Source organism: Mangrovibacterium sp., assembly GCF_041596335.1.
In the GTDB taxonomy this organism is placed as follows: domain Bacteria; phylum Bacteroidota; class Bacteroidia; order Bacteroidales; family Prolixibacteraceae; genus Mangrovibacterium.
Window position 1 is genome coordinate 56060 of the sequence record NZ_JBFHIT010000016.1, and the last position, 20445, is coordinate 76504.

23 protein-coding genes and 2 tRNA genes are annotated in these 20445 nt (G+C 42.1%); 17 read left to right on the plus strand and 8 right to left on the minus strand.

All coding sequences use genetic code 11. The features are described 5' to 3' along the window. Window positions 1–220: 220 nt before the first annotated feature. Both ABZD21_RS07875 and map read right to left on the minus strand, forming a co-directional pair. On the minus strand, window positions 221–1525 hold the full coding sequence (locus ABZD21_RS07875; RefSeq protein WP_372774166.1) for a sensor histidine kinase: 1305 nt from the start codon (window positions 1523–1525) through the stop codon (window positions 221–223). A gap of 69 nt (window positions 1526–1594) precedes the next feature. Next, window positions 1595–2368, minus strand: coding sequence for a type I methionyl aminopeptidase (gene map, locus ABZD21_RS07880; RefSeq protein ID WP_372774168.1), 774 nt, complete (start codon window positions 2366–2368; stop codon window positions 1595–1597). A gap of 175 nt (window positions 2369–2543) precedes the next feature. Between map and ABZD21_RS07885 the strand changes: the two genes are divergently transcribed. Continuing rightward, window positions 2544–3302, plus strand: a complete 759-nt coding sequence (locus ABZD21_RS07885) for an acyl-[acyl-carrier-protein] thioesterase (protein WP_372774169.1) — start codon at window positions 2544–2546, stop codon at window positions 3300–3302. On the opposite strand, the gene miaA is transcribed toward ABZD21_RS07885, so the two are convergent. Next, window positions 3280–4206 (minus strand): tRNA (adenosine(37)-N6)-dimethylallyltransferase MiaA, encoded by a 927-nt coding sequence (gene miaA / locus ABZD21_RS07890; protein WP_372774171.1) that lies wholly within the window; start codon window positions 4204–4206, stop codon window positions 3280–3282. The genes ABZD21_RS07885 and miaA overlap by 23 nt on opposite strands. Before the next feature lie 59 nt (window positions 4207–4265). On the opposite strand from miaA, the gene ABZD21_RS07895 reads away from it, so the two are divergent. The 3 genes from ABZD21_RS07895 (at window position 4266) to ABZD21_RS07905 (ending at window position 6383) form a co-directional block, all read left to right on the plus strand. Next, a complete protein-coding gene (locus tag ABZD21_RS07895; RefSeq protein ID WP_372774172.1) occupies window positions 4266–4850 on the plus strand; it encodes a YIP1 family protein in 585 nt (194 codons plus the stop codon). Then, window positions 4840–5298: an SsrA-binding protein SmpB gene (smpB, locus tag ABZD21_RS07900; protein ID WP_372774174.1), complete on the plus strand. Its 459-nt coding sequence runs from the start codon at window positions 4840–4842 to the stop codon at window positions 5296–5298. Before ABZD21_RS07895 ends, smpB begins: the two co-directional genes overlap by 11 nt. 116 nt (window positions 5299–5414) lie before the next feature. Continuing rightward, window positions 5415–6383, plus strand: coding sequence for a DUF4412 domain-containing protein (locus ABZD21_RS07905; RefSeq protein ID WP_372774176.1), 969 nt, complete (start codon window positions 5415–5417; stop codon window positions 6381–6383). A 63-nt stretch (window positions 6384–6446) separates the two neighbouring features. Here the strand turns inward: ABZD21_RS07905 and ABZD21_RS07910 are convergent, their stop codons facing one another. Next, the gene (locus ABZD21_RS07910) at window positions 6447–7172 is read right to left on the minus strand and encodes a ribonuclease H-like domain-containing protein (protein ID WP_372774178.1); all 726 of its coding nucleotides are present in this window, start codon (window positions 7170–7172) and stop codon (window positions 6447–6449) included. Window positions 7173–7174: 2 nt separating this feature from the next. After that, window positions 7175–7780, minus strand: a complete 606-nt coding sequence (udk, locus tag ABZD21_RS07915) for a uridine kinase (protein ID WP_372774180.1) — start codon at window positions 7778–7780, stop codon at window positions 7175–7177. A gap of 129 nt (window positions 7781–7909) precedes the next feature. Here udk and ABZD21_RS07920 point away from each other — a divergent pair, with 129 nt between their 5' ends. The 8 genes from ABZD21_RS07920 to ABZD21_RS07955 all read left to right on the plus strand — a co-directional run bounded on the left by ABZD21_RS07920 (window position 7910) and on the right by ABZD21_RS07955 (window position 13402). After that, window positions 7910–8209 carry a Dabb family protein gene (locus ABZD21_RS07920; protein WP_372774182.1) on the plus strand — a complete coding sequence of 100 codons (300 nt, stop codon included), beginning with the start codon at window positions 7910–7912 and terminating at the stop codon, window positions 8207–8209. Window positions 8210–8228: 19 nt separating this feature from the next. Next, window positions 8229–9209, plus strand: coding sequence for a type I phosphomannose isomerase catalytic subunit (locus ABZD21_RS07925; protein WP_372774183.1), 981 nt, complete (start codon window positions 8229–8231; stop codon window positions 9207–9209). 29 nt (window positions 9210–9238) lie between these two features. Then, window positions 9239–9814 (plus strand): ribosome biogenesis GTP-binding protein YihA/YsxC, encoded by a 576-nt coding sequence (yihA, locus tag ABZD21_RS07930; protein ID WP_372774185.1) that lies wholly within the window; start codon window positions 9239–9241, stop codon window positions 9812–9814. A 135-nt stretch (window positions 9815–9949) separates the two neighbouring features. Then, window positions 9950–10888 carry a ribose-phosphate pyrophosphokinase gene (locus tag ABZD21_RS07935; RefSeq protein WP_372774187.1) on the plus strand — a complete coding sequence of 313 codons (939 nt, stop codon included), beginning with the start codon at window positions 9950–9952 and terminating at the stop codon, window positions 10886–10888. A 113-nt stretch (window positions 10889–11001) separates the two neighbouring features. Continuing rightward, window positions 11002–11598, plus strand: a complete 597-nt coding sequence (locus tag ABZD21_RS07940) for a 50S ribosomal protein L25/general stress protein Ctc (protein WP_372774188.1) — start codon at window positions 11002–11004, stop codon at window positions 11596–11598. Window positions 11599–11666: 68 nt separating this feature from the next. Next, the gene (gene pth, locus ABZD21_RS07945) at window positions 11667–12233 is read left to right on the plus strand and encodes an aminoacyl-tRNA hydrolase (protein ID WP_372774190.1); all 567 of its coding nucleotides are present in this window, start codon (window positions 11667–11669) and stop codon (window positions 12231–12233) included. Then, complete coding sequence (locus tag ABZD21_RS07950; RefSeq protein WP_372774192.1) at window positions 12233–12640, plus strand: RNA-binding S4 domain-containing protein; 408 nt, start codon at window positions 12233–12235, stop codon at window positions 12638–12640. Before pth ends, ABZD21_RS07950 begins: the two co-directional genes overlap by 1 nt. Window positions 12641–12859: 219 nt before the next feature. After that, on the plus strand, window positions 12860–13402 hold the full coding sequence (locus ABZD21_RS07955; RefSeq protein WP_372774194.1) for a DUF4924 family protein: 543 nt from the start codon (window positions 12860–12862) through the stop codon (window positions 13400–13402). Window positions 13403–13446: 44 nt separating this feature from the next. Here ABZD21_RS07955 and ABZD21_RS07960 read toward each other — a convergent pair whose 3' ends face one another. Together ABZD21_RS07960 and ABZD21_RS07965 are read right to left on the minus strand one after the other, a co-directional pair. Beyond that, a complete protein-coding gene (locus ABZD21_RS07960) occupies window positions 13447–13854 on the minus strand; it encodes a thiol-disulfide oxidoreductase DCC family protein (RefSeq protein ID WP_372774196.1) in 408 nt (135 codons plus the stop codon). Beyond that, window positions 13854–14963, minus strand: coding sequence for an N-acetylmuramoyl-L-alanine amidase (locus tag ABZD21_RS07965; protein WP_372774198.1), 1110 nt, complete (start codon window positions 14961–14963; stop codon window positions 13854–13856). The genes ABZD21_RS07960 and ABZD21_RS07965 overlap by 1 nt, the downstream gene beginning before the upstream one ends. An 80-nt stretch (window positions 14964–15043) precedes the next feature. Here ABZD21_RS07965 and ABZD21_RS07970 point away from each other — a divergent pair, with 80 nt between their 5' ends. The 5 genes from ABZD21_RS07970 (at window position 15044) to ABZD21_RS07990 (ending at window position 19048) form a co-directional block, all read left to right on the plus strand. Continuing rightward, a complete protein-coding gene (locus ABZD21_RS07970; RefSeq protein WP_372774200.1) occupies window positions 15044–15799 on the plus strand; it encodes a 5'-nucleotidase C-terminal domain-containing protein in 756 nt (251 codons plus the stop codon). Next, on the plus strand, window positions 15792–16724 hold the full coding sequence (locus ABZD21_RS07975; RefSeq protein WP_372774202.1) for a bifunctional UDP-sugar hydrolase/5'-nucleotidase: 933 nt from the start codon (window positions 15792–15794) through the stop codon (window positions 16722–16724). Before ABZD21_RS07970 ends, ABZD21_RS07975 begins: the two co-directional genes overlap by 8 nt. Next, entirely contained in the window at window positions 16721–18310 is a 1590-nt protein-coding gene (gene lnt / locus ABZD21_RS07980; protein WP_372774204.1) for an apolipoprotein N-acyltransferase, read from the plus strand. The genes ABZD21_RS07975 and lnt overlap by 4 nt, the downstream gene beginning before the upstream one ends. Window positions 18311–18873: 563 nt before the next feature. Next, window positions 18874–18963, plus strand: a tRNA-Ser gene (locus ABZD21_RS07985). A gap of 10 nt (window positions 18964–18973) precedes the next feature. Next, window positions 18974–19048 (plus strand) — tRNA-Pro (locus tag ABZD21_RS07990). Between the two features lie 432 nt (window positions 19049–19480). Here ABZD21_RS07990 and ABZD21_RS07995 read toward each other — a convergent pair. Next, on the minus strand, window positions 19481–20445 hold a 965-nt coding region (locus ABZD21_RS07995), incomplete at its 5' end, for a transposase (protein ID WP_372774206.1).

Sequence of the window (20445 nt, forward strand, 5' to 3'; positions counted from 1 at the left end):
CATGCTTTTTCACTCCCAAAACGAAAAACCGTAATTATGCAAGCAATTCTTCATCCCGAATGACCATTAAAATAGCGCTAGCCGGAACCGTCGGCGGCACATACAATTCCGATAACGGCATCGTTTTGCGTTTGAAACAACGATAAAGCAACAAATAACTAAAAGTTGCAGGAAAAAGCCCATGAAGGGAAATCGCCGAATCGGCGGATAAACTGCCTGTCTAATCGACAAGCGGTAGGGTAAATGTAATTTTTGTACCAACGCCGAGTTTACTTTCAGCAAGAAATGCACCTCTGTTTTTTTGCAGAAATTCTTTTGCTAAAATCAAACCGATACCTGTTCCTGCTTCCTCCATTGTGCCTGGGGTTGAAAACGCTACCGAGGAATTTACCCTCAGTAAATTCTCTTCAGACATACCCACCCCGGTATCCGAAACGGTAATGCGCATATTATCACCATCTTCCTCTGCATATATCTTCACTTCACCACCTTCTTTCGAAAATTTAATGGCATTTGAAACCAAAATGCGCAAAATTGCACCAACCATATCGGGGTCGGCAAATACCTCTGAATTACTTTTCGCTTTCAGGAAAAACGACAGCTTTTTTTCTTCAATTTGGGGATTGAATAAGCTAATCACATCGCGATAGACTTTTTCGAGTTTTATAGCTCTCGGTTCGTAAACGATTGTTCCGGTTGCATTGGTCGACCATTTCACCAAATCGCGCATCAACCTGTAATTTTGCTCCGAGAAGTTAGCCAGACTGCGAATCAGCTCCCTTTTTTGATCTTCTCTCAGAGTATCATATTCATCGTTCAACAAATTGGCGATTCCGGCAAAACTTCCAATATGGTCGCTCAGGTTATTTGAAACAATAGAAACAAAATGTTCTTTATTGACCGCCAAATTCTTGTAGCTCTGCTGGCTTTTGATCAGTGAGTCAGAAAGTCGGCTAATTTTATTGTAAAGAAACCCGAACACATATTCGTTCGAATAGGCCATTACTGAAATCAGGAAAAAAACAATCCCCAAACGGAATCCCTTTTCCATATTGTAATTCGGATACCAATCCTGGCTTTCGAATAGAATAATACCCAACAGGTTGACACTCACAAAAATCATCAGCATAACCAGCCCCTTCCGTCGACCAATCAGCAAAATTGTAGGCAGGGGAATTAAAACGGCAAAATACAACCCGGTTCTATCGATTCCACCCGTTTGAACGAAGAATGTGGTTAGCAACATGATGGTTGCCACAAAAAACATGGTCACAAATTCCAACATCTGCCTTTCCCGGTATAAATAATAAAGAATACCTCCTATTATGATCGCCAATGAGTTGGCTATCAAAAACTCATAATCTCCAGCAATCGCATTGTATATAACAAACCCGATTAAAACGAAAAAAAACAAGTAGGAAAAAACATGCAGTAATATGCTTTTCTTCTTATCCTCAAAATTAGGGTAAGAATTGGAGTCTGCAGCAGAGACTATAAGGTTGATGTACTTTACCAGGTGCTTCACATTATTTGAATTGAGGGACTAAAATACGTCATTTACAGCAACCTCCAATTCAAAAATTAAAAAGAAAATTTATTTGTACTCACCGGTTACATCAGTCAACACCTCGAAGCCATCAGGTGTAACCAGAATTGTATGCTCATATTGGGCCGAAAGTTTTCCATCACTGGTACGGGCTGTCCATCCATCGTTTTTGTCGACTTTCGTAGTTGCACGACCTTCGTTAATCATTGGTTCAATGGTGAATATCATTCCTGGCTGCATCATTGGCCCTGAATTACGACGGGCGATATGATCTACTTGTGGGGCCTCGTGGAAATCTATTCCGACACCGTGCCCGCAAAACTCGTAAACCACACTGTAGCGGTTGGCTTTAGCGTAACGGCCAATCACAAAACCGATATTTCCGAACTGATTACCCGGACGAACTTGTTGTATTCCTAGATCCAAACAATGCTTTGCCACATCGATAATTTTCTTCGCCGAATTGGTGACTTCACCAACGGTGTACATCTTGCTGGTGTCGCCAAAGTAACCTCCCAAAATAGTTGTAACATCGATGTTCAAAATATCACCGGGCTTCAAAACTGTTTCCTTGCTCGGAATACCATGACAAACGACTTCGTTGAGTGAAATGCAGGATGATTTCGGATATCCACTATATCCTAAAGTTGCCGGAATCGCACCATGATCCAGAATGTATTCGTGAATTAATTTATCTAGATAATCCGTATCGACTCCATCCTTAATGTAATCGCCAATCATAACCAATGCACTACCAGCAAGTTGACCACTTTGACGAATACCTTCTATTTGCTCTTCAGTTTTTATTAAAATTTCACTCATTGAAAAAATATTTGCGCAAAAATGGGTATTGCTTCTTTATTTTCAAAGCTGAACAATAAATTTGTCCAAAAGTTTACGCTCAACCAACTATTTATTTTTGCACAAAGCCTGTTGAAAAGCGACATTCGTTGTCGGTGCTTTTCCGTGGATTTTGTTGATATCAAAAACACGCCAGATGAACAATTATATTGAAACCATCCCTATTCACTCGTACCAAACCAATCAGTTTGCCGAGGCAACTGTTCCTTCAATTTTCAACTTTATGCTCGAAGCAGCCTGGGCACATGCACAAAAAATGGATTGGGGCTATGATTTATTGCAACGGCAAAAAATGTTCTGGGTACTCTCGCGGCTGTACGTCGAGATTGAAAAGTTCCCGAAATGGCAGGAGAAGATCAACCTAAACACTTGGTCGGCCGGCACGGATGGCATGTATGCCTACCGGGAATTTATTTTGAAAAATGAAAATGGCGAGGTGATCCTAACCGGAAATACAGCATGGTTGATTTTAGATACTGAAAGCAAAAAAATCGTCCTTTTGAAAGACCAAAAAGAAAGCTTTCCCCGATTCAATGGCCACGATGTTTGCCGGGAACCCAAACGTCTGCGTTTAAAAAAAACGAACACCGATTTAGTTTACAAACCGGTTTTATTCAGCGAAATCGATGTAAATCACCATTTCAACAGCATTAAAGCGCTGGAGCGAGTGCTGGATGACTATGGGGTTGATTTTCAAAACCAACACGAAGCAGCGACTGTTGAAATCAATTACCTGAAAGAAGGATTGCCCGGCGATCATTTGGCCGTATCCCGCAATTCGTTAAGCGCGACCAAATACCAATCGGCTTTGATTCGCGAAAGCGATCAGGCTGAGTTGAGCACATTTGAAATTGAATGGCGCAAAAAGAAAACTAACGACTTAACCAATCCTTAATACGCTCCAGCTTTTCCGGTAATGGCATATAGCCGTCCAGCCAGTGAATTTGCGTTCCCTGGCGCTCCATTCGCCTGAACCAAGTCATTTGCCGTTTGGCAAACTGATGGATCGCAGTTTCCAATCCGCGAAACATTTCATCGAAGGTTAACTCACCGGTCAAATGCAAGGTGAGATATTTGTACTCCAGACCATAGTAGGTCAACTGCTCCGGAGTCAATCCGCTATCCAACAAGGTCTGCACCTCGCTAAGCATTCCCTCGTCAAGGCGCTGCGTCAGGCGCTCTGTAATACGCCTACGGCGACTCAAACGGTCGTACTTAACCCCAACCACCAAGCTGTTCAGCTCCGGCATTTTCCGATCGACCTCCGGATTGTCAACCAAGTAAGCTTCAATCTCGATTGCCCGAATAGCCCGCTTTTTAGTTTCAATATCCGAATTGTTGTGCAGAACCGTTTTGTACGATTTCAGAATTTCAGTTAACTCCACCAAATTTTTAGACTCCAGCTCAGTCCGCAAATCCTCGTTTAGCGGAACTTGTATCAACCTATAATTTTTCAGCACGGCTTCCAGATACAATCCGCTGCCACCACACAATACCGGAAACTTCCCCCGCGAACAAACATCTGCATGAACGTTCAAAAAATCGTTTTGATATTCAAACACATTATACTCGTAGCCGGCATCCACAATATCAATCAAGTGATATGGGATTTGAATTCCGTCGACAGTGTAATCGGCATAATCCTTTCCGGTTCCCAAATCCATTCCCCGGTATACCTGTCGCGAATCCGCTGAAATCACCTCCCCGTCAAGCATTTGCGCAGCATGCGCACCAACAGTTGTTTTACCGGACGCAGTGGGTCCCAAAATCGTCAGCATTTGATATTTTAAGTCAGACATATGGATTGATCGTTGAGATTTACAAAATAATGTATTTTTGTAGCGCAAATTAACGAAATATGGATTTTAAAGCACAAATCAATTGGCTATTTCAGGAATCAAGCGCAATGATAATCGCCCCGAAAAACTTTTGGAAAAAGAAATTAGTTGGAGGATTTCCGGATTCGGTTGTCGTCACATTCTTCTTACCGATGGTGGTTTTGGTTGGCCTTAGCGAGTTTTTGGGTGAAGTTTTCTGGAACAGAGAGTTTCTGTGGTCGTATGCCGTCTCAAAAGCATTGCGCGAGTCCTTGAGCTACCTGCTTCAATACGCTGTTACAGTTTTAATTTTAGGCCGATTACTTTCTAATTTCAAAGGAACGGAGCATAAAACAACCCTAAACAACGTGGTCGCTTATTCCTTGCTTCCATTCCTTCTTGCATCAATGATTACCGGCTTATTTCCCGCACTGTATGTGCTCGGAATTATTGGTCTTTACGGCTTTTACCTTTTCATTGAAGGAGCCCAAATTTGTCTCGAAATTCCGGAAAACAATCAATCACGTTTTATTATTCTTTCAATTCTGCTGATTGTCCTTATCTTCGGAACGATCAATGTTATCAGTTGGAAACTATTTCAGGTACTCTTCCCCTATGGCGCATAAAACTGCAAATATCAACATCAAAAATAAACGAGCTTATTTCGAATACGAAATTCTGGAGAAATTTGTAGCAGGAATCCAGCTGGTTGGCACCGAGATTAAATCAATTCGGAACAGCAAAGCAAGCATCGTTGAAGCGTATTGCCGATTTACGAAAAGTGAGCTATATGTCGTTAACATGAATATTTCGGAGTACGACTTTGGAAATATCAACAACCACGAAGCCCGTCGCGACCGAAAATTATTGCTCACGAAAAAGGAACTTGAAAAGCTTCAAAAAAAGATGAAAGAAAGCAGCCTGACCATTGTTCCGTTGAAGTTATTTTTGAACGACCGAGGGCTGGCCAAACTGGAAATAGGCTTGGCCAAGGGGAAAAAACTACACGACAAACGGGAGACTTTGAAACAAAAAGATGCCAACCGCGATATGGATCGCGCCATGAAGTTTTAAGCATTCTGCTACCTTTTCCGGTCAATTCGCTCTACCTGTTCAAACGAACTAAACTATTGACACATACCGCTTTTATGTCGTAACTTGCTTTTTCATTTCAGTAAAACTCAAAAACAATGAAAAAAGCGATTCGACTTAGCCTGGCATTAGCATTCCTGCTTGCCCTGACTCCAACTGCTCAGGGACAGTCTATTTTAAATAAGCTGGGGAAAAAACTTGAAAAGAAGGTCAATGAAAAAGTGGAGCAAAAAGTGGACGACAAAGTGGACGAGCAACTCGACGAAAGCCTAGATGAACTGTTTGAAGGTGACTCGGCAGCTAATCGTGGCGAATCATCGGAATCACGGGAGCAAGAGCGACTCAGCAAAATCATGAAGGGAATTGGCATGACAGGAGAGCCGGTTCCTATTGAGAACAGCTACAAGTTCAAATCGAAGTTTCAAATGCATTTTGAATCCTACGATGCAGCTGGCAAAAAGGAAAGCGAAGGTGAATTTATTAGTTGGGCCAACCCGGCAGGGAAAAATTTCGCGTACGAATTCATTTCTGGAGATGTCGGAAACGAGGGCAATGGCCTGATTATTATGGATGTCAAAAACAAGGCAATGATCATCCTGGCAAATCAGGAGAAGGAAAAAACCGGTATCGTGTACGGATTCGACCCTAATACATTCGCCGAAATGAATGATTCTGTTTTTGTTGAAGATTACGATGACCCTGAAAGTATTTACCTCAATGCCTATCTGAAAAAGACCGGAAAATCAAAATCAATTCTCGGATACAACTGCGACGAATATCACTACGATAATCCGGAAGAGGATACCAAAGCCAATTTTTGGATCAGTAAAGATGTTGATATTTCCACCAAAGACATGATGAGTTCCATCTTTAAATCGGCCAGCTATTCCAACGGAATGCCCGCGGGCTTTATCATGGAATCAGAATCGTGGGATACAAAAACAAAGGAACGCAACTTGATGAAAGTAACCGACATCGACAATGATGCCAACCGAAATTTCGAACTTTCAGCCTATCAACTCACCAATCTCGGAACGATGAAAATACCGACAGGCGACACAGAGTAACGCTTTGAGTTGCCCGATCTTCCTCCCCGTTTTTGATTGAAGTCAAAAACGGGGATTTATTTTTCAGGGCACAATTTCCATATTTCCCATCTGAATAATGTCTTCGCCCTTATACCGCAAAAGCAGATTTGCTACGGCAAGTGTATCCTTCTCGCAATAGCGTATAATTCGATCGATATCGTTCTCCTGGTAATAGACCGAAGCCACCTGACTTCCGTCGATATCATCTTTCGGGGTGGGAATATCGAAAGCTGCACACAGCAAACTCAACGAGGTATAGTTTTTATAATCTCCAAATTTCCAAAGCTGAAGAGTATCGATCAGTTTATCTTTCACATCCCACGGCTTCATTCCTGCAATATTGAGCAACCGGGGCAACCGAACTCCCTGAATCAGTGAACGTCGGGCAATATAAGGATAATCAAACTCCTGCCCGTTATGTGCACAAATACACTTCGAACTGTTCGAAGTAAACTTGTCGAGCATATTATTGAAACCAGACAACAGCTTCTTTTCATCGTCATCATAAAACGATTTCACCCGATAGAATCGCTCACCACCTTTCTGAATGACAAAGCCTGCCGATATGCAAACAATACGGCCAAATTCGGCATAGATGCCAGCTCGCTGATACACATCACCGGGTGTTTGTTCATCGGTTCTGAAATAGGTCGACTTGGCTTCCCATAGCTTTTTAAACTTCTCAGGCACATCGCTAAAATCGGGATACTGCGGAACTGTTTCGATATCCAAAAACAGCACATCTTCAATATTTAGGTTGTAAAGCATTGTCAGAGTATTTGTTTGATAAAGTTTGTCAATATCCGTATAGCGACTTCATTATTTCCACCTTCAGGAATTATGATGTCAGCGAATCGTTTAGTCGGTTCAATAAACTGAAGGTGGCTCGGACGAACCGTGTCTTCATATCGCTGTAGGGTTTCGTGCAAATTGCGCCCCCGTTCAACCGTGTCGCGTTTTATGACCCGCGAAAGTCGCAGATCCGAATCGCAATCAACAAAGACTTTAATATCCATCAATTTCCGAAGACTCGAATTACATAGCACCAAAATACCTTCAACAATTACAACAGGCCGGGGCTCAACGGTTCTGGTTTTGCCCGACCGGGTGCAGGTCAGGTACGAATAGTCAGGCTCCTCAATTGATTGTCCCTTTTTCAACAATTCCAAATGCCGATTCAGCAAGCTGAACTCGATCGAATCGGGGTGGTCAAAATTGAGCAACCGACGATCCTCCATCGTTAAATGCCCACTGTCGCGATAATAGGAATCTTGCGACAAGATTGCCACCTCGTCAGACGAGAACTGCCGGGCAATATTGTTTACTACGGTTGTTTTTCCCGATCCGGTTCCACCTGCAATGCCTATAATAATCATTTCGTGTATTTTTACGATCAAAGATAATTCATGTATTCTAAAAAGGGTAATTGATTCGGCAGCTTTATGGCTGCTTGAATTGAAAGTATTAAATTCGCACTAAATTTCCCATAAAAAACGAACGCCATCATGATCAATCACGTTGTGCTTTTTAAACTAAAAGCCTATCCTGCTGCCGAGAAGCAAGAAAAATTAAACCACCTAAAAAGAGCATTGCTCGACCTTAAAGGTAAAATCGGACAGTTAAAATACATCGAGGTTGGAACGAATTTCGAATTGGATTCAAAATCATACGATCTTTGCCTGTTGTCGCATTTCGAAAATGAAGCAGACTTAGATATCTACCGGGTTCATCCCGAACATTTGAAAGTACTGGAATTGGTGAAGGAATACACCGATCTTCGGGCCGCAGTTGACTATAAATTTTAAAAATAAAACAAACACAATCATGCAAAACCTTTATCCGCTTAAATTTAAGCCACAATACTACGAAAAGATCTGGGGTGGCGACAAGCTGCGCACGGCTTTGGGAAAAGATTTCGGAGATCTTCCGAATTGCGGCGAAAGCTGGGAACTGTCCGGAGTTACCGGAAACATTTCAGAAATAAGCAATGGTTTTCTGGCAGGCAACAATCTGGAAGAACTAATTGAAATATACATGGGCGACCTGGTTGGCGACAAGGTTTATGAGAAATTCAGTGTTGAATTTCCGCTGCTGATCAAATTTATTGATGCCAACGACGACCTGTCTGTTCAGGTACACCCAAACGATGAAATGTCGAAAAAACGTCATCAGGCTTTTGGTAAAACAGAAATGTGGTATGTACTTCAAGCCGACAAGGGAGCAAAACTGAATTGCGGGTTCAATCAACCTATTGATAAAGCAACCTATGTAAAAAAGCTAGAGAATAAAGAAATCATGGACGTTTTGAACTTCGTGGAAGTTGATGCCGGAGATGTATTTTTTATGCCGGCCGGCCGGGTTCATGCAATCGGCAAAGGAATTGTGGTGGCCGAAATTCAGCAAACCTCAGATGTTACCTACCGGATTTACGATTACGACCGAAAAGATGCGAACGGAAATGAACGTGATTTGCATACCGAATTAGCACTGGATGCCATCGACTTCACTTACCACGACAGTTATAAAACCGACTATGCAATTGAGAAGAATAAAAGTAGCGAAGTAGTAAAATGCAACTATTTCAATACGAGCATTCTGGAATTCGACACAACCATTTCAAAAGATATCTATTCGCTTGATTCCTTCGTAATCTACATTTGTGTAGAAGGCGAATACGAAATTACCACCGACAATTTCAAAGAAACAGTAGCTAAAGGTGAAACAATCCTTGTTCCGGCATCGATACATGAATATCAACTTAAGCCGCTCAGCCCGAATGTTAAAGTATTAGAAGTTCATTTATAATTATGGAAGTTAAAACAGCCCGTTTTTTAATGAGTAACTCGAGTGTGCAGAAATGCCCTCCTGCCGACATGCCCGAATTCGCCTTTATTGGCCGGTCGAATGTGGGAAAATCGTCCCTCATCAATATGCTGACCAATCATAAAAAACTGGCAAAAACATCAGCCCGTCCGGGCAAAACACAATTAATCAACCATTTTCTCATAAACGAAAATTGGTACTTGGTTGATTTGCCCGGATATGGCTATGCGAAAGTTTCAAAAAACAGCCGTAATAAGTTTCAGGCTTATATTTCAGATTACATCATCAATCGCGAAAACCTGTACTGCCTGTTTGTGTTGATCGACTGCCGACATGAACCACAAACAATTGACAAAGAGTTCATTGAATGGCTGGGCGAAAAACAAATCCCTTTTATGCTGATATTCACCAAAGGTGACAAACTGGGGCGAAACCAACTCTCAAGCAATGTTGCCAGTTATAAAAAAGAGCTGCTGAAAACCTGGGAGGAACTCCCTCCCATTATCGTAAGTTCGGCTGAAACCGGCATGGGAAAAGAGGAAATTCTTCAGTTTATCGCTGATACAGATCCGAAACTGAACAATTGAAAATGCGCTGGTTCGACAGGCCGGCAAACCACCGATGGCACAAAAAGCCAAAGTTGAAGTTTAATTTTTAATGAAACTTTGAACTTTTTTTTACCTTTGCGGCCATCTCCATCGCACTTAATTAAAAACGTAAATATGGGAAACAAAAAACCCCTCAAAATTTTCACCGGAACAGCTACAACATACTTAACATCAAAAATTTGCAACAGTGTTGGCGTAGATTTGGGCAAATCAAGCTGCCCTGTTTTTGCCGATGGCGAATTTGAGCCATGTTACGAGGAAACCATCCGTGGATCGCATGTATTTATTGTACAATCAACTTTTCCTCCAGGCGACAATCTCCTTGAGTTACTTCTGATGATTGATGCCGCCAAACGCGCATCGGCGTATAAAATCATTGCTGTTCTCCCATATTTTGGATTTGCCCGTCAGGATCGCAAAGACAAGCCCCGTGTATCAATTGGTGCTAAACTGGTTGCCGACTTGTTATCTGCAGCTGGTGTTGATCGTGTAATTACCATGGACCTGCACGCTGACCAGATTCAGGGATTTTTCAACGTTCCTGTCGATCATCTTTTTGCTTCGGCCCTGTTTATTCCTTTCATCCAAAAAATGGGATTGCGTGATGTTGTCATCGCGTCACCCGATGTGGGAGGAACAAAACGCGCCAATACCTACGCAAAGATGTTGGGAACCGACATGGTTATTTGCCACAAATCACGTGCAAAAGCAAACGTTGTTGGCAGCATGACCCTGATTGGAGACGTTCGGGATAAAGATGTGATTTTGGTTGACGACTTGATTGACACAGCTGGAACAATTACAAAAGCAGCCAGTTTGATGATCAAAGAAGGAGCCAATTCAGTTCGGGCATTCGCGGCTCACGGACTGCTTTCGGAACCGGCATACGACCGAATTGAAAACTCAGCCTTGCAAGAGGTTTATTTCACCGATTCAATTCCACCAAAAAGAGAATCATCAAAAATTAAATACATTTCTGTAGCCGACGCCTTCGGAGAAGCCATCAAGCGAGTCTATAAAAATGAGTCAATCAGCAACTTGTTTTTCAAGTAATTTTATATCTTTGCACCGCTTTTTCCGTACGGCATGAAGTTATGTATGCTGTTTGCCCTTTCAACGAAAAGGGAGGACTGAGTACCATAATTATTAATTAAAGATTCAAAAAAATGAAATCATTAGCAATTAATGGCGAAATCAGAGAAGCCATTGGTAAAAAAGACGCAAAAAAATTAAGAAACGAAAGCAAAGTACCTTGTGTACTTTACGGTGCTGAAGAGCCAATCCACTTCAAAGCTGATGCTGCCGAGTTTCGTAAAGTTATTTACACACCAAACGTGTATCTGATTGACCTGAATATCGCAGGAAAAGAATCAAAAGCAATCATGCAGGATATTCAATTCCACCCGGTTGAAGAAAAAATTCTTCACGTTGACTTTTTGAAAGTTCAAGAAGACAAACCGATTAAAATTGAAGTACCGGTAAAAGTTGAAGGTTACGCGAAAGGTATGCGTGAAGGGGGTAAAATGAAATTGAACCTTCGTCGCTTGAAAGTTAAAGGTTTGGCTGCACACATTCCTGATTCAATCACAATCAACATCGATGAATTGGAATTAGGACAAAGTGTAAAAGTAAACCAGGTTAAAGTTGAAAATCTGGAGATCATGAACTCTCCATCGATTCCTGTTGTAACAATCATGGTAACACGTGCTGCACGTGCTGCAATGAACGCTGCTGCAGCTGCTACGCCTGCAAAGAAAAAGTAATTAAACTGATTCTATTCGCAGCTTAACTGCGAGGTATCAATTTAAGAACAAACTGATACATTGGATTAATGAAATATCTGATAACTGGATTAGGAAATCCGGGTAAAGAATACGAAAACACCCGGCACAACATCGGGTTTAAAATATTGGACGCTCTAGCCGATGCGTCCAATATTGTTTTTAGCGACCGCCGTTACGGCTATGTTGCCGAATTCAAATTCAAAGCCCGGACATATATCTTGCTAAAGCCAACCACCTACATGAATTTAAGTGGAAAAGCAGTAAGCTATTGGCTAAAAGAAGAGAAAATACCGGTCGAGAACCTACTGGTTCTGACCGATGATTTGGCCCTTCCTTTTGGAACACTTCGACTGCGCTCTAAAGGCGGCGATGCCGGTCATAACGGGCTAAAAAGCATTCAGGAAACGCTGGCCAGAAATGATTATGCACGCCTTCGGTTTGGCATCGGTGACGATTTCCACAGAGGTCAACAGGTGAACTACGTACTTGGAGAATGGGGAAAAGAGGAACTTCTGGATTTACCCTTGAAAATAGACACGTCTATTGAGATTATTAAAAGCTTTGGCACCATTGGAGTCGCCAGAACAATGAATGAATTCAATAAACGAAAATAATGGACAAGCAAGTACGAGTTGATAAATGGCTTTGGGCTGTCAGGCTTTTCAAAACCCGAAGCCAGGCAACCGAAGCTTGCAAAAAAGGTCGTGTGGTGATCGACAAGGTGCAGGTAAAACCATCGCGGATGGTAAAGATGAACGACATTGTGCAAATAAAAAAAGCACCTGTCACCTACAGTTTTAAAGTTTTGGGGCTGATTGAGAAACGCGTTGGCCCGAAACTCGTCGCTGATTTTGTTCTGGATGTAACTCCAAAAGAGGAACTGGAGATTTTGGAAATGCAGAAACACATGCTTAATCTGCAACGCGACCGGGGTACCGGAAGACCAACCAAAAAGGAACGGCGTGATTTGGACGATTTCTTTACAACTGATGATTACGATTTTGATTCGGATTGGGAGTAAACAAACGATAGTCGATAAAGACCAGATTTCCACAACCTCTAAATTAGCGCTCTTTTTTACTAATTTGCCGGTTGCATTTGTATCGACATCAAATTAAAATAACACCAGCGCCCCACTATTCCTGCTGAATAGTTTTAAAAACGAATCAACTGTAACGACCACCCCATTTCGGACGAACCGGAATTTCGATTTATTAACCACCATATTTGAACGGTAATTATGCTGATTGCAAAAGAAAAAAGGAGAACAAATATTGCGGAGTACATTCTGTACATCTGGCAACTGGAAGACCTGTTCAGGGCACTCGAATTTGATCTTGATAAAATCGGGGCAACCTTGGTTTCTCAATTCAACATTGACGATAACACTCGCCTTGACATCTACCAATATTATAAGAATATGATCCTGATGATGCAAAAGGAGCAAGTGACTCAGAAAGGACATATTCAAGCGATAAAAAATGTCACCGACGATCTGAACCGATTCCATCTGCAATTGGTGCAGTCTCCCAACGACCCGGGCTACCATGCTCTCTATCAGGTGGCTAAGCCGTTGCTCGATGAATTTCGGTTAAAAAGCAACGATGTAGACGCGCACGATGTTCAGGTTGCCCTGCAATCGCTGTACGCCATTATGCTTCTGAAACTTCAGGATAAAACGATTACTCCCGGAACAGAACAGGCAACGTTGCACATCAGCAAGCTTGTAGCGCATTTGGCTGCCCGCTACAAACAACACGAGGCCGGAAAGTTTGACCTCTAGCGTTCCTTATTGAAAAACAAAGTACGATCCGGAATTTTAGGGTTTCAAAGGAGGAAACGTGCCCGTTGTTTTTCATTCGGAAGAAAGCAGGTGCGACGATGCCCAAACCAGGAAAAACGGTTTCGCGCAACTAACCCGTAAATTCTGAAACGCCATGACGAAGGAAGGATATAACCAATCCTGAGCACATTTAGCAGTCCGCCAATCTCTGTGGCTACTTTCAACACCGCCTCATCGTGTGTATAGTAGGCATCGTTCGTAATTAAAATGATTGAATCGACCGACTCGGGAATTTTAAGTTTGTGTCGCCACTTCTGCCCTACTTCACCATTAATTGGGGCAAATAAATAGCGGAAATTCTTATCAAGGCTAATTATCCGCCGAACTGTTCCACTGCACAAATGACAATAACCATCAAACAAAATCAAGCTTTTGTTTCTGGGTAGTTCCATCACTTGTTGTTTTTAAAATCTTTGATTAATCCGTCGCAAAGCCAATTCGCCAGCGCTTGACGGTTATTCTCAATCATGAACCGCTGTTGATCGCGTGTATGATTGATATTCCCCAATTCAATAAAAACGGCCGCAGGATACGAGTATTTCAAAACATACAAATTCCGCATTGAAACTGTCCCCTGATATCCTCGGTTAGGTTGGTAGTAGTCGTATTTTTCCTTGAAGGTTTTTTGCAGATTCCAGGCCAGCTTCTTTCCGGTATTGCTTTGCTTATCGTGATAGAAAAACACATCAATGTTTTCGCCCTTGCTGCGAGAATCAACGTGAATAATTACGAGGCGCTGGAACCTCCCTTTATTCGCAACATATAACTTATTGACCGCATCTGTTCGTTGCCGCAACCGCATCGTCTGATTCCGTGGAATTGAAGATGACGGGTAACATACTTCATCCTTGTCGGGACTTAAAATACTGGCATCGCGAATACCGTCATTTTTATCCTGTATAATCATGTAAACCTTGGCTCCGTGCTCCTCAAGCGACCGCGATAGCCGGAGGGTTACATCGTACGCATATTCATCCTCACAAAGCAAGTTTTTCCCCAAATGCCCTATTGCCCCCGGATCGGGGCCACCATGACCACTTACCAAATAAAAAACAGCCCCTTCAAGTGAATTATCAACCACCGAAAATCGACTGTATTTGTCGCCATACAAACTATTGGTCATCATCTTTCCACCTGCCGACGAGACTTTAGCCGCCGCATCACCCGAAACAGCTGGCTCGTTGCTTCCTCCAGTTGTACCGGCAACCGGCAACCGATAGCTTTGCCCTACAAATACCGAATTGTTTTTACCCAACTTATCTTTATTCAGCTCAATAAACGGATTAAGATATTCACCCGGAGATAAGTTATGGCGTTTCAGGATGGAATAAATTCCGTCTCCCCGCTCAGCTTTAACAGTTGGGTAATCCTGCGCGCGCAAAACCTGCAACGACAGGATAATTAACGATACGATTGCAAATATTTTATACAAACTAGTTGCGAAAAACTTTATCTTTAACTCTTTCATGTAGTCATTTGTTTCCATAAAAACCACGGCCATTGTTGGAAAGTTTAAAAAAATCCCGGATTTTTCGGATTCTTTAAACAATTTAATTTCTCAGTTGAACACAATAAAACCACATGCACAAGATTATTTTTGTCATCAGCATTCTATTCGTCTTATCGTCATGTAAATCTAATTTGATTGTTCATGATTTCAAAGGTCATAATATTCCAAATTATCAAAACATTTCAACGATTGACTCTTCAATTGTCAATTTCGTGCAACCGTATGCTGCTGAAATTGATCGTGAAATGAATGAGGTAATTGCAGAAAGTGACGTAGAATTGGTGAAAAGGAAACCGGAAAGCCTACTAACTAACTACCTGGCTGACATTCTTTTATATGAAGGGCAAATGTATGGATCGAGATATCAGGGACAACCGATTCCGGAAATGGCCTACCTCAATAACGGAGGGCTGCGAACCGACCTGCCCAAAGGGAAAATAACTGTTGGTAAAATTTACGAATTAATGCCTTTTGAGAATGAAATGGTCATTCTGAAGATGAAAGGAGAAGATTTGTTGAAAATGGCAGAAGTAATTGCCATGCGTGGCGGTGAAAGTGTCGCCGGAATGCAACTGATCATTAAGGATGGTCATCTGTTGTCGTTAAAAACCAACGGCAAACCAGTCGTACCCACAGCTGAATACTGGATTGTAACCAACGATTACGTTGCAAATGGTGGCGACAATATGACGATGTTTCAGAATCGGAGAATGATTATCAATACGGGAATAAAACTGAGGGATTGCTTTATCAATCATATGCGAAATGATTTCGATGCCGGTAAAATTATTTCACCAAAACTTGACGGGAGGATTCGGAATGAATAACAGAAGGAAATTTATTAGACAGCTGGCCGGATTATCGGCAGGTATCGCATTCACAAATCTACCTCAATCGGTTTTTGCCGACAATAGTTTGTTACAACTCACCGTTTTGCACACCAATGATATCCACTGCCACATCGATCCTTTCTCGCCAACCGATCCCAATTATGCCGGTCGCGGTGGCATGGCCCGTCTATCATCACTGGTTAAACAAATCAGGCAACAGCAAGAAAATGTCCTCCTGCTTGATTCGGGTGACATGTTTCAGGGGACTCCCTATTTTAACTACCACAAAGGTGAGCTTATCTTGAAAGTGATGTCGGAAATCGGCTACAATGCCTCGACTCTTGGCAATCATGAATTTGACAACGGGCTTGACGCGATAAACAAAGCACTGGACTACGCTAATTTTCCATTTGTCAACAGCAATTACGATTTCTCCCAAACAAAGCTCTACGACCGCTTTAATCGCACTGTTATTTTCCGCAAGAAAGGTATTAAAATTGGCGTGTACGGACTTGGCATTGAACTAGACGGATTGGTAACCAAACAAAACTACGAAGATACGACCTACAACGATCCGGTTGAAACAGCCCTCGAAATGGAAACGTACTTGAAGCTGGAAAAAAAGTGCAATTTGATTATTTGCCTGTCGCACCTTGGCCTGGAATATAAATCGGCAAAAATTTCGGACAAAACATTGGCTCCCTCAACAAAATATACCGACCTGATTTTAGGCGGGCACACCCATACATTCATGGACGAACCCATCCAGCTAACCAATGCACTTGGAAAACCGGTTTTAATCAATCAGGTTGGCTGGGGAGGAATGGTTCTGGGCCGTATTGATTTCATTTTTGACCAGTCAGGAAAAGAACCGCCAGTCGCCATGTCGCTGCCGAAATACAATGTGCACAGTAAAACATGAAACCATGTCTAAGACACATTTCATATGCTGTTGCCGGAGCTTTTTTGCTTAGCCTTCCCTGGCTTGGTATATTTCCGGCCTGGAGTATGTTATTTGCATTTCTTCCGCTATTTATACTGGAAGACGACCTGAGTAAAACCAGAAACAACAATCCCTTTTTACTCTTTAACTATCTGTTTTTATGCTTCTGGCTGTGGCATCTATTCACTGTATGGTGGGTGGTTAAAGTCACGCTTTCAGGCATTATTTCTCTTTCAGTTCTGAACTCGATGATCATGGCCTATATTTGGTGGTTATATCATCAAATGAAGGTGAAATTCTCCACTTCCCTTGCGTCCATTGGCTTTGCAGCCATTTGGCTAGCCTTCGAGTATTGCCACCACCGTTGGGAAATTGAATGGCCCTGGCTATGCCTTGGAAACGGCCTGGCAAGCGAGCACAAACTAATTCAATGGTACGAATACACCGGAATGTTGGGAGGAAGCTTGTGGATACTTATCTCAAACCTCATTCTGTTTGCAATTTGGAATAAAATACGATCGAAGCAATTCGCGTTGGCTATAAGAAAGGGAATGTTTTGGTTTTTAGTTGTTGCTTTTCCGACTTGGTGGTCTCTTAATCGCTATGAAAACTACGCTGAGCAGGGTGATGCGGTTGAAATGGTACTACTACAACCAAACATTGACCCGTTTACCGAGAAATTCTCAGGCATGTCAGCCGAAGATCAGGTAGAAAAGATCATCCTGCTAAGCGACTCGTTAATCGGACCAAACACCCGTTTTGTTATCGGCCCAGAAACCTGTTTGCCTCAATTGGACGAAGATCAACTGATCAATAATGACTTTATACAGGCATTTTTGACCCGAACGAATAACACACAACTAAGTTTTATACTTGGTGCAATAACCAGAAAAGATTTCCCTATAGATGGAGACAGGCCATCGGCCGCCCGTTTAGACAGCATAAAAAATTGCTGGTACGTATTATACAATTCGGCAATCTTAATTAGCAGTAATCAAATCCCCCAGGTCTATCACAAAAGCATATTGGTGGCAGGAGTCGAAAAAATGCCTTTCGAGCGATACTTTTCGTTTTTGAAATCATACAGTTTGAATTTAGGAGGAACAACCGGGAGCCTTGGAGCAGATTCGGAATCAACAATTTTTAAAACCACCCCTGCAATTGGGCCGGTAATTTGTTTCGAATCGCTTTTCGGCCAATATATGAGTCAATCTGTAAAAAAAGGTGCTGATGTTTTTGTAGTCATTACAAATGACGGCTGGCTAACCAACCAGTCCGGATACAGACAGCATCTGGATATTGCGAAAATTCGAGCGATTGAAACCCGGAGAAGTATCGCCAGATCAGCGAATACCGGTATTTCGGCTTTTGTAAACCAACGTGGCGATGTAATAACAGAAACAGCATGGTGGGTGGAGACCGGTATTCGCGATACAATTACAACCAACGACACAACAACATTTTACGCGCAATATGGCGATTTCATTGGCCGGCTCGCTGCCTTTATCTCAATCTTACTGACCCTCTATTTCTTCATTCAAAGTAAGATTCACAAAAAAGCATAAAAAATCCGCATCAATTCGATTGCGCAAAATCCCTGAACTACAGGATTTGAGTGCCGAAACGGTCAGACTTCCATCGGTAGTGAACTACTCATCCTGATTACTCAGAACTACAAGGCCTGTCTTTGCATTCCAAAAGCTTTCTCGGTTTAATGTAAACTGTTGAATTTGCCAATAATGAATTAATGCGGAAATATCTTGTGTTAGAACGTTTGCTAGGTCAAAGATAGGAGCAAATGCCATTTACTCCAAGCAAAATCGATGTTTTTATAACATTCCCAAATATCTTCCTGATTACTAAACACATCGGAAAAACGGTAAAAACCCGGCTAGAACTTTCTGGATTTACCAACGTAGAACGACCAAAAAAAAAATTAAAATGCTTACTTCCTGAAACTCAGGAAATCACCAGAAACACTACAAAAAAGAGCTATTTTTTTGCACTAATTATTTTGCAGAAGTGAAAACTAGTTCTATATTTGCACCCACGTTCAAAGGAGATATGCAGACAACGTCAACATATCGAAAACATACTGAAACGAAAGCGAGAGTAAAGCTACTTGAACGGAGAGATGGGTGAGTGGCTGAAACCAGCAGTTTGCTAAACTGCCGTACGGGTAACCGTACCGGGGGTTCGAATCCCCCTCTCTCCGCCACAATATAAATCGGGATGTAGCGCAGCCCGGCTAGCGCACCTGCTTTGGGAGCAGGGGGTCCCAGGTTCGAATCCTGGTATCCCGACTTAGAACGGAGTTTGAATTCCACCAGAAGCCTATAAATCAGTTGATTTATAGGCTTTCTTGTTTTTATGCATGTCAAAAGTGGTGTGAAATGGATCAGAATTTCCGAAAAGTCCGAATCGAGCACGCGCAACTTACTGATGCAAATTTCCAAGGTGATCTACCATTTTGAGTGTTCACCCGTTGATTTGTCGATCGACCAAATGGATGAATATCCGTGAAAAACGAGCTGGTCACGCTCTCCATCTATACATTCACTTCTTGTCTAATAAAATAAACTCCATATCGTACGACTTTCGCCGCCATCCGGTAACTTTAAACAAAGCTAAGAAGTCATCATCTTTTTCAATCTGATGTCTACGGCAAAATGCCTTCACTGAATCATTCTGAGTAAAATAGGCTCACATTGAAAAGCCGGTGGAGTGTGATTTTTTCACGCATAAATTTTAGCGACTCTGTACAGAAAATATTTAATATCACTAACTCCTCTTAATGCAGCTCTGAAGGCTTTAAGTTTAGCATTGAAAGATTCGGCAGACGCATTGGTACTCCGATTTTCAAAGAAGTTCAGGATCTCTTTGTAGTGTGTATGAATAGTGGCTGATATGGAGTTAAACGAACGAAAACCCGAGTCGGTAACTTTGTTGTACCAATGTGCAAGTTTGGTGTATGCTACAGCTTTATCTTTTGTTTTGGAGAAGATCAGTCTTAAGTCATGAACCAGGTCATATGCTTTCTTTATATCAGGATACTGAGCGAAAAGGATTTTGGCTCTTTGCTTTTGAGATGGGCTCCATTTTTCCGCAGATTTAAATAACAGGTATCTGCTACGGGCCAGCAATTGTTTTTTTGTGTCCCCATTGTCAAACCGAAACGGAGTGTAGATTTTATTATCCCATTTGGCATTGTCCCTGTTGTTGGTTTCTTCATCAAGGGCATCCCATCGGTGTTTTATGCGTATTTCCTGCAAGGCATCAAGGGCAAGCTTTTGAACATGAAAACGGTCAATAACACGAGTTGCCTTAGGAAAACATTGCCTGACGATTTGCCCCATCGAATTAGCCATATCAAGAGTAATCTCTTTGACTTTTCGACGCTGCCTGAGCGGGATGGTATTTAAAACTTCAATAACATCTTCGGCTTTGGTGCCTTTGACCATAGCAACCAGCACCCCTTTTTTGCCCTTCGCGGCTTTGTTGGTAAGGATAGTATACAATTCTCCGTTGGACAGGGAGGTCTCATCAATGCTTAAATGACTGCCAATATTCTCAGGGAAAATCATCCAGGCATCGGCATGAGGCCGCTGTGCCCAGCAATTGTAGTCGCTTAAATGTTCTTTGTACTGCTGCCCCAGCTGATCCCCGTCAATGTGGTAAAACTTCTCCAGGCTATTGCTGC

Coding starts and splice junctions, on each gene's coding strand:
- map (WP_372774168.1), bottom strand. CDS start 2,368: ATGAGTGAAATTTTAATAAAAACTGAAGAGCAAATAGAAGGTATTCGT.
- ABZD21_RS07885 (WP_372774169.1), top strand. CDS start 2,544: ATGAACAATTATATTGAAACCATCCCTATTCACTCGTACCAAACCAAT.
- miaA (WP_372774171.1), bottom strand. CDS start 4,206: ATGTCTGACTTAAAATATCAAATGCTGACGATTTTGGGACCCACTGCG.
- ABZD21_RS07895 (WP_372774172.1), top strand. CDS start 4,266: ATGGATTTTAAAGCACAAATCAATTGGCTATTTCAGGAATCAAGCGCA.
- smpB (WP_372774174.1), top strand. CDS start 4,840: ATGGCGCATAAAACTGCAAATATCAACATCAAAAATAAACGAGCTTAT.
- ABZD21_RS07905 (WP_372774176.1), top strand. CDS start 5,415: ATGAAAAAAGCGATTCGACTTAGCCTGGCATTAGCATTCCTGCTTGCC.
- ABZD21_RS07910 (WP_372774178.1), bottom strand. CDS start 7,172: ATGCTTTACAACCTAAATATTGAAGATGTGCTGTTTTTGGATATCGAA.
- udk (WP_372774180.1), bottom strand. CDS start 7,780: ATGATTATTATAGGCATTGCAGGTGGAACCGGATCGGGAAAAACAACC.
- ABZD21_RS07920 (WP_372774182.1), top strand. CDS start 7,910: ATGATCAATCACGTTGTGCTTTTTAAACTAAAAGCCTATCCTGCTGCC.
- ABZD21_RS07925 (WP_372774183.1), top strand. CDS start 8,229: ATGCAAAACCTTTATCCGCTTAAATTTAAGCCACAATACTACGAAAAG.
- yihA (WP_372774185.1), top strand. CDS start 9,239: ATGAGTAACTCGAGTGTGCAGAAATGCCCTCCTGCCGACATGCCCGAA.
- ABZD21_RS07935 (WP_372774187.1), top strand. CDS start 9,950: ATGGGAAACAAAAAACCCCTCAAAATTTTCACCGGAACAGCTACAACA.
- ABZD21_RS07940 (WP_372774188.1), top strand. CDS start 11,002: ATGAAATCATTAGCAATTAATGGCGAAATCAGAGAAGCCATTGGTAAA.
- pth (WP_372774190.1), top strand. CDS start 11,667: ATGAAATATCTGATAACTGGATTAGGAAATCCGGGTAAAGAATACGAA.
- ABZD21_RS07950 (WP_372774192.1), top strand. CDS start 12,233: ATGGACAAGCAAGTACGAGTTGATAAATGGCTTTGGGCTGTCAGGCTT.
- ABZD21_RS07955 (WP_372774194.1), top strand. CDS start 12,860: ATGCTGATTGCAAAAGAAAAAAGGAGAACAAATATTGCGGAGTACATT.
- ABZD21_RS07960 (WP_372774196.1), bottom strand. CDS start 13,854: ATGGAACTACCCAGAAACAAAAGCTTGATTTTGTTTGATGGTTATTGT.
- ABZD21_RS07965 (WP_372774198.1), bottom strand. CDS start 14,963: ATGGCCGTGGTTTTTATGGAAACAAATGACTACATGAAAGAGTTAAAG.
- ABZD21_RS07970 (WP_372774200.1), top strand. CDS start 15,044: ATGCACAAGATTATTTTTGTCATCAGCATTCTATTCGTCTTATCGTCA.
- ABZD21_RS07975 (WP_372774202.1), top strand. CDS start 15,792: ATGAATAACAGAAGGAAATTTATTAGACAGCTGGCCGGATTATCGGCA.
- lnt (WP_372774204.1), top strand. CDS start 16,721: ATGAAACCATGTCTAAGACACATTTCATATGCTGTTGCCGGAGCTTTT.